The sequence below is a fragment of the Dolichospermum circinale AWQC131C genome (assembly GCF_000426905.1).
Taxonomy (GTDB): Bacteria; Cyanobacteriota; Cyanobacteriia; order Cyanobacteriales; family Nostocaceae; genus Dolichospermum; species Dolichospermum circinale.
On the sequence record NZ_KE384588.1, the window covers coordinates 126,390 to 132,251 of the forward strand.

General features: G+C 37.5%; 9 protein-coding genes. 6 read left to right on the forward strand and 3 right to left on the reverse strand.

Annotated features, from left to right (window positions below):
• The first annotated feature begins 55 nt into the window (after positions 1-55).
• Positions 56-667 (forward strand): Uma2 family endonuclease, encoded by a 612-nt coding sequence (locus ACIR131C_RS0101780; protein ID WP_028088827.1) that lies wholly within the window; start codon positions 56-58, stop codon positions 665-667.
• A 56-nt stretch (positions 668-723) separates the two neighbouring features.
• Here the strand turns inward: ACIR131C_RS0101780 and ACIR131C_RS0101785 are convergent, their stop codons facing one another.
• A complete protein-coding gene (locus ACIR131C_RS0101785) occupies positions 724-1,227 on the reverse strand; it encodes a pentapeptide repeat-containing protein (protein WP_028088828.1) in 504 nt (167 codons plus the stop codon).
• Between the two features lie 14 nt (positions 1,228-1,241).
• Here ACIR131C_RS0101785 and ACIR131C_RS0101790 point away from each other — a divergent pair, with 14 nt between their 5' ends.
• Complete coding sequence (locus ACIR131C_RS0101790) at positions 1,242-1,697, forward strand: YraN family protein (RefSeq protein WP_028088829.1); 456 nt, start codon at positions 1,242-1,244, stop codon at positions 1,695-1,697.
• 74 nt (positions 1,698-1,771) lie between these two features.
• Here the strand turns inward: ACIR131C_RS0101790 and ACIR131C_RS0101795 are convergent, their stop codons facing one another.
• Complete coding sequence (locus ACIR131C_RS0101795) at positions 1,772-2,164, reverse strand: hypothetical protein (RefSeq protein WP_035371364.1); 393 nt, start codon at positions 2,162-2,164, stop codon at positions 1,772-1,774.
• Between the two features lie 157 nt (positions 2,165-2,321).
• Between ACIR131C_RS0101795 and queA the strand changes: the two genes are divergently transcribed.
• Complete coding sequence (gene queA / locus ACIR131C_RS0101800) at positions 2,322-3,449, forward strand: tRNA preQ1(34) S-adenosylmethionine ribosyltransferase-isomerase QueA (RefSeq protein ID WP_051347468.1); 1,128 nt, start codon at positions 2,322-2,324, stop codon at positions 3,447-3,449.
• Positions 3,450-3,482: 33 nt separating this feature from the next.
• Here the strand turns inward: queA and ACIR131C_RS0101805 are convergent, their stop codons facing one another.
• Positions 3,483-4,178, reverse strand: a complete 696-nt coding sequence (locus ACIR131C_RS0101805) for a potassium channel family protein (protein WP_028088832.1) — start codon at positions 4,176-4,178, stop codon at positions 3,483-3,485.
• A 128-nt stretch (positions 4,179-4,306) separates the two neighbouring features.
• Here ACIR131C_RS0101805 and ACIR131C_RS0101810 point away from each other — a divergent pair, with 128 nt between their 5' ends.
• From ACIR131C_RS0101810 to ACIR131C_RS0101820, 3 genes are all read left to right on the forward strand, one after another.
• Positions 4,307-4,756: a hypothetical protein gene (locus ACIR131C_RS0101810; protein ID WP_028088833.1), complete on the forward strand. Its 450-nt coding sequence runs from the start codon at positions 4,307-4,309 to the stop codon at positions 4,754-4,756.
• A gap of 70 nt (positions 4,757-4,826) precedes the next feature.
• Positions 4,827-5,522, forward strand: a complete 696-nt coding sequence (locus ACIR131C_RS0101815; RefSeq protein WP_028088834.1) for a Uma2 family endonuclease — start codon at positions 4,827-4,829, stop codon at positions 5,520-5,522.
• Between the two features lie 37 nt (positions 5,523-5,559).
• On the forward strand, positions 5,560-5,856 hold the full coding sequence (locus ACIR131C_RS0101820) for a hypothetical protein (RefSeq protein ID WP_051347469.1): 297 nt from the start codon (positions 5,560-5,562) through the stop codon (positions 5,854-5,856).
• Positions 5,857-5,862: the final 6 nt, after the last annotated feature.

A 5,862-nucleotide genomic window follows, 5' to 3' on the forward strand; every position in this document is an offset into this window, starting at 1 on the left:
AGTAAGTCCTATTATAATTGAAATCAGCAAATTATCACCATTCTAGAGGTGAATCATGGTTCAAACATTAACCAAATTCGTAAGCTTTGAGGAATTTATCCAATTTTATCCAGAAACAGGATCACGTTATGAATTACATAATGGAGAAATTGTAGAAATGAACCCACCAGTAGGAGATCATGAATTTGTAATTGGTTTTTTAGTTCGTAAGATATCAGGAGAATTAGATAGACTCAATCTTTCTTACCTCATACCTAAAACAACATTCATCAAAGCAGCAAAATCTGAATCTGCCTATTTGTCTGATATTTTGTTACTAAATCCTGCTAACTTACCTAATGAACCTTTGTGGAAAAAAGAATCAACCGTTACTCAAGCTGCTTCAGTTCCTTTAGTGATAGAAATTGTTAGCAGTAATTGGCAAACCGATTATACTCATAAAACTAATGATTATGAATCAATGGGTATTCCTGAATATTGGATAGTTGATTATGGTGCTTTCGGTGGTAAAAGATTTATTGGTAATCCTAAACAACCAACTATTTCTATTTATTCTTTAGTTGATGATGAATACATAGTTAATCAATTTAGATGTGATGATTTAATTATATCGCCATTATTTCCAGAACTCAAATTAACACTTTCACAAATTTTACAAAATATATAAATACCGTAAGCATCAGATCCCCGACTTTTCAAAGAAGTTGGGGATCTGATCTAAATCTAAGAACAATATAAAGTATCTCTTGTCTGCCTACCCGTTGTGGGATTAGTACCTTTAGCTACTTTACATAATTTATTTTGTTCATCTCGACGCAGTAGGACATCTGTAAAATCAGCACCATCAATTATAGCACCATCAAATTTAGCATTAGCAGCAAATGCGCCTTCTAGAATGGCGTTAGTTAAATTAGTTTTGATCAGACGTGCGGAGTCTAATGTAGCATTAGTTAGGTTAGCGTCCTGTAAATTTGCTGATTCTAAATTAGCAGCAAAAAAACTTACACCTGTTAAATTAGAGTTACTAAAATTACTGTAGCGCAGATTGGCTTTAGTAAAACTAGAGTCTCTTAAATCACGTCCAGAAAAATCAGCACTGATGAGAATTTCTTTGTTATATTCCAGTGCTACAGCAGCAGGAACAAAACCTAATAAGGTTGTGATGGTAATGATTGCCAAAAGTAATAAACTGAGTATACTTGTCCAACTACGATTTTGAGTATTCATGGTATTGTTATTTAATGGTTAATCCTTCTCCATTTAATTATGCAGATATTGGTAACATAGGTGAAGACCTAGTAGCCAAATGGTTACAATCTACGGGTTGGGAAATTTTGCACCGTCGCTTTTGGTGTCGCTGGGGAGAAATTGATATTATTGCCCAATATCAAGACACAACAGTGGCATTTATAGAGGTTAAAACCCGGAGTTCCGGTAATTGGGATGAGTTGGGTAAAAACGCCATTACTCCCAAAAAACAAGCAAAACTCTGGCAAACGGCGGAAATATTTTTAAGTGAATATCCTGAAAAAGCTGATTATTATTGTCGCTTTGATATAGCCCTTGTCCATTATCAACCTACATCAAAAAAGCTGATAAAAAGGGCAGTTATTGAAGAAGTTTCTCTGGCTAGTTTATCGGTATCTGGATATGATTTTCAGCTGCAAGAATACATTCTGGCAGCCTTTGACCAATAAATAATATGAGACCAGAATTATTTTCCATTCTGTGATACTACACAAACAATTTTGAATTTTCAGTTTTAAATTGTTTAAGCCAGTGTTTCTGGACAGTAGCCTAAACCACGCACAAACTGTTGTCTAAATGCTTCAATTTCTTCTCTTTCAGGATTTCCATGGGAAACAATTGCTACTTGATAACGACCCATTACGTCTACAGGGGTTTGTCCAGCTTCTAAACTCCACAGTGCCATTTGTACTCTCATTGGTGGTTGGTAGTTAATGCCTAATTCATTCAAAAATGCCCGAAAATCACCATCTTCCTGGGGTGAAAGCACTTCTCTAAATTTGATTCTGACTACCCAACCATTAATTTGATGAATTATACTAACAAAGGAAACAGGGGTTTCCTTTCTAGCGTGGAGGTGTTGAACGATTCTCAGTGTGAGACTGGCATTGGCCAAGCAATACAGGTATTCGCTCATGGTGTTAAGGATCAAAGCTAATTTTACCTCTCTATCTTCCCTAATCCAGCCCAGTTCCCGGTAGGGTAAAAGCCCCCGTTTTTCTATGGGGAGATTTACCCATTAATTCCCTTTCATGAAAATCAAGTAACAAATATTATAAGCAAAATTGCAGAAAATGTCTAGTCTAGAAGTACAGGATGTGAATTTAGATTGTTCGTTATCTAGTTATGACTACGAACTTCCACTCAGGCTAATTGCTCAAAACCCTGCTGTTCCTAGAGATAGTTCCAGGTTATTAGTTGTAAATTCTCTTAAAAATCCTCATAGTATACCAGTTTCTCATCATATTTTCCGTGATTTACCGGAATTGCTGCAACCGGGTGATTTGCTGGTAATGAATAATACGAAAGTGATTCCCGCTCGGCTGTACGGCTGTAAGTCTACTGGTGCGGAAATCGAGGTGTTACTATTGGAAGAACGACGGCATAATTGCTGGTTGGCTTTAGTGAAACCTGGTAAGCGGTTTAAGATAGGCAGTGAAATTATTTTTACAGCGGGAGGAGAGGAAAATCAACAGATATTAAGGGCGACGGTGGTTGAATCAGATCCGCAAACCGGGGGGCGATTATTACAGTTTGATTTGCCTCCAGAAGTGCCTTTAGTCCAGGTATTAGGCAAATTTGGCGAAATTCCCCTCCCACCTTATATCACGGCTTCTACCGCCGCTAATGAACAGTATCAAACGGTGTATGCTCAAGAAGAAGGAGCGATCGCTGCACCAACAGCAGGGCTACATTTTACACCAGAATTACTAGAAAGGTTGCGTGTTTGTGGCATTAATCAAGCCTTTATTACTCTTCATGTTGGTGTCGGTACTTTTCGCCCAGTAGAAGTAGAAGATGTGACTACTCACGCTATGCACGAAGAATGGATAGAGGTTTCTGCTGATACCGTTGAGCAAATTCGGGCTACTCAGGCTGCGGGAGGACGCATTATTGCGGTGGGGACAACAGTGGTGAGAGCGTTGGAAGGAGCGGCGCAATTGGGGGATTTACAGCCATTTATGGGGAAAACGAACTTATTTATTTATCCTGGCTATAAATGGCGAGTTGTGGAGGGTTTAATCACCAATTTTCATTTACCCCGTTCTAGTTTGTTGATGTTGGTTAGTGCTTTAATTGGTAGAGAAATGTTACTAGATATTTACCAAAAAGCGATCGCCTCTGAATACCGCTTTTATTCTTTTGGGGATGCCATGGTGATTTTACCAGCAGATAAAAAGAAAAGCATAAAATTAGATTAACTATGATTAAGTTAGATTAAGTATCTGGTTGCTTCAAATTGGTAAACGATTAATATCTTTGTTGCAACCAATTACTACCATTGCAGAACCTTTTTCTAAACGTTTAGTTGGTTCAGGATTAATGATAAATTTACCATCATGACTTACGGCCAACATATTTAAACCATAGCGGTTACGAAGTTGAAGTTCAGCAATAGTTTTCCCATGAAATTCATCAGGAACAATTAACTCCACAATGCTATTATCTGGGTCAAGATCAAATCTTTCTAAAATTCCTGGTTTAGTAAGTGTTCGTGCTAAAGCACAACCGGCTTCATATTCAGGAAATACTACATGATCTGCTCCTACTCGTTGTAATAATTTACAGTGAACTTCACTAGAGGCTTTTGCCACCACGTGAGGTACACCACCTTCTTTCACATTTAAAGTAGTAATAATACTTTCCTGAATATAGTTACCAATGGCTATAATTACAGTATCAAATTCAAAAATTCCGGCTTCCTTTAGTGCTGCTGGTTCAGTTGAATCTAGTTGTAAAGCATGACCGACTATTTGCTCATGTAAAGCCTCAGAAACTCGTTTTTCGTCAACATCTGTAGCTAAAACTTGATAACCTAAATTATGCAATGTTGAACAAACAGAACGACCAAAACGACCTAAGCCAATGACAGCAAATTGGTGGTTGTCTTTACGTAAACTGCGGAGAAATTTTAATGATGAAAGATTCATAATGGGTAATGGGTAATTGGTAATTGGTAATTGGTAATTGGTAATTGGTACACTAAATAAGGAATGAATAATCCCTGTCCATAATGTAGTTGATTTTGATACTACTAAGTAAACAACTTAAATTAGCTATGCAAATAACTAGCAGTGAAATCCAAGCTATGCGGGAATTAATGCCTGATTATACCCCTGGACTGGAAGCAATGGATCATTTAGAAAAGCACAATGGCGACATGGAAACGGCTTTTCAAGATTTATGGCAAGAAAAAAATCGTCAAGTTATCATGGGGGGAGATAAGTCACTTTTACAAATCACCCTTAAAGCCTTGCGAAATGAACTTTGTGGTGATGACGGGTTTCGTGGACAACTCAAAGAATACACCAAAAATCCCGGCAGTTCTCCTTTACTGACAGGTGTGATAGTTTCCTTAGTGGGTTTAGCTTCATCCAGTGGTTTACCTCTTGATCCGGCCATTGCCACTGTTATAGTTTTATATATCCTGAAAATAGGGGTCAATATCTTTTGCGATTACACTGAACCGCCGGCTGCTAGTGGTGGAACTTTACCCCCAGCACCATAATTGATTATATACGGGCGGGTTTTCCCCGTCCTCTGCTGATTGTGTAAATTAATTCTTCGAGGTATAGCAAATGGTAATGCAGCGGCCACAAACTAACCCAACTCCTCAAATTCTACCTTTAGAAAATGGCGATCGCTTATCACGCCATGAATTTGAACGTCGTTATGCTGAAAGTCTCGATATTAAAAAAGCTGAATTAATCGAAGGAGTAGTTTACGTGGCCTCACCTTTACGCTTTCAACGTCATGCAGAACCCCATGCTAAATTGATGATTTGGTTAGGAAATTATCAAATTTATACCCCCGGAATTAAATTAGGAATAGAACCTACCATCAGATTGGATCAAGATAACGAACCTCAACCCGATGGAGTTTTATTAATTGATGAAAGTTTGGGTGGAAAATCTCGAATTACAGATGATGATTATATTGAAGGCGCACCGGAATTAGTCGCGGAAATTGCCGCCAGCAGTGCAGCTTATGATTTATATGATAAGAAAAAAGCCTATAAACGTAACGGCATTCAGGAATATATTGTTTGGCAGAGTTTAGAAAATAAATTAGATTGGTTTGGGTTACATGATAGTGAATATATATTACTGCAACCTGATACAGAGGGCATTATTAAAAGTCAAGTTATGCCCGGATTATGGTTATCTGTAACGGCATTATTAGCAGGAGATATGGTTAAGGTTTTAGAAGTATTGCAAACAGGATTAAACTCACCAGAACACACAGAATTTTTACAGCGTTTATCAGGTTCATGATATAATTTAAGTCAAATATTCACAAATAACTCAAGTTATGAATACAGAAGTTTTGCATTTTTTCCAAAAATCACATAAACAGGATTTGGAAACAATCACTCAAATTTTGGCTGATATAACCAACCGTAATCCTGAAGAAATTAAACCATATTTAGATAGAATACTAACGCAATTGGTAGAACCGCAACAAGAACGACCAGTTAATGAAACTGCTACTCCAGAAAAACGGATAGCTGCATTTCAAGCATGGGTAGAGAGTCATAGAAATCTGAATTTACCAAACCTTTCTGATGAAGCAATCAGCCGAGAAAGTATTTATGGTGACAGGGGTTAAATGCCT

What these genes read in the sequence shown, in the direction of transcription:
- ACIR131C_RS0101780 (WP_028088827.1), top strand. Translation starts at nt 56, where the DNA reads ATGGTTCAAACATTAACCAAATTCGTAAGCTTTGAGGAATTTATCCAA.
- ACIR131C_RS0101785 (WP_028088828.1), bottom strand. Translation starts at nt 1,227, where the DNA reads ATGAATACTCAAAATCGTAGTTGGACAAGTATACTCAGTTTATTACTT.
- ACIR131C_RS0101790 (WP_028088829.1), top strand. Translation starts at nt 1,242, where the DNA reads ATGGTTAATCCTTCTCCATTTAATTATGCAGATATTGGTAACATAGGT.
- ACIR131C_RS0101795 (WP_035371364.1), bottom strand. Translation starts at nt 2,164, where the DNA reads ATGAGCGAATACCTGTATTGCTTGGCCAATGCCAGTCTCACACTGAGA.
- queA (WP_051347468.1), top strand. Translation starts at nt 2,322, where the DNA reads ATGTCTAGTCTAGAAGTACAGGATGTGAATTTAGATTGTTCGTTATCT.
- ACIR131C_RS0101805 (WP_028088832.1), bottom strand. Translation starts at nt 4,178, where the DNA reads ATGAATCTTTCATCATTAAAATTTCTCCGCAGTTTACGTAAAGACAAC.
- ACIR131C_RS0101810 (WP_028088833.1), top strand. Translation starts at nt 4,307, where the DNA reads ATGCAAATAACTAGCAGTGAAATCCAAGCTATGCGGGAATTAATGCCT.
- ACIR131C_RS0101815 (WP_028088834.1), top strand. Translation starts at nt 4,827, where the DNA reads ATGGTAATGCAGCGGCCACAAACTAACCCAACTCCTCAAATTCTACCT.
- ACIR131C_RS0101820 (WP_051347469.1), top strand. Translation starts at nt 5,560, where the DNA reads ATGAATACAGAAGTTTTGCATTTTTTCCAAAAATCACATAAACAGGAT.